1 protein-coding gene is annotated in these 737 nt (G+C 36.5%); it reads left to right on the top strand.

Annotated features, from left to right (window positions below; genetic code table 11):
- On the top strand, positions 1-707 hold a 707-nt coding region (locus DNU06_RS17545; RefSeq protein ID WP_233503075.1), incomplete at its 5' end, for a T9SS type A sorting domain-containing protein.
- Between the last annotated feature and the right edge of the window lie 30 nt (positions 708-737).

Raw genomic sequence — 737 nt, 5'->3', positions numbered from 1 at the left:
TAAAAACCGCAGGGCCTTACATGTATTTTACAGCAAATGATAGCCTACATGGAAGAGAGCTTTGGCGAATGGAGTCTTGTAATGTTCAAACTACCTCTTATCAGTCCATTGAAGCTTGTCAACAATATACTAGCCCTGTAGGGACAACTTATTATCAAAATGCTTATTTTAAAGATACCATTAGTAATAGTTGTGGTGCCGATAGTATTCTAACCATAAGCCTGCAAGTTCATCCATTAAGTAATTTAGTAAGTATGAATAGTTTTGTACTCACTGCAAATCAAGGTCAAATGCAATACCAATGGTTAAATTGTGACAATGGAAACCAAGCAATTGTTGGGGAAACCAACCAGTCGTTTACACCAAATGAGGACGGAAATTACGCAGTAATTATTACCGATACCGTCACAGGCTGCACCGATACTTCAGCATGTGCATTTGTTTACGGGCTCGGAATAGATGATGAAAATGAATTAAACCTATCTGTTTACCCAAACCCCAACACAGGTAGTTTTTATATCCAAGGCAAGGATGTGACTCAATTAAATATTTCAGCTTATGCAATAACAGGTCAAGTCATTAAAGTTGAAAGACAACTAACTGATGATAAAATTCAAATCACTTTTCCAAAGGAATTCAAAGGAGTAGCGTTGTTAAAAATTCAATCTAATTCCGGACAAGTCATCCAGAAAATTTTGTGTGATTAATAAGGGATAAAGGGAGGTGACAATCTAACG

It is taken from the genome of Putridiphycobacter roseus, assembly GCF_003234935.1.
GTDB lineage: Bacteria > Bacteroidota > Bacteroidia > Flavobacteriales_D > Crocinitomicaceae > Putridiphycobacter > Putridiphycobacter roseus.
The sequence above is the reverse complement of the archived record's forward strand: the minus strand, read 5'-3'. Positions and strand labels throughout refer to the sequence as shown.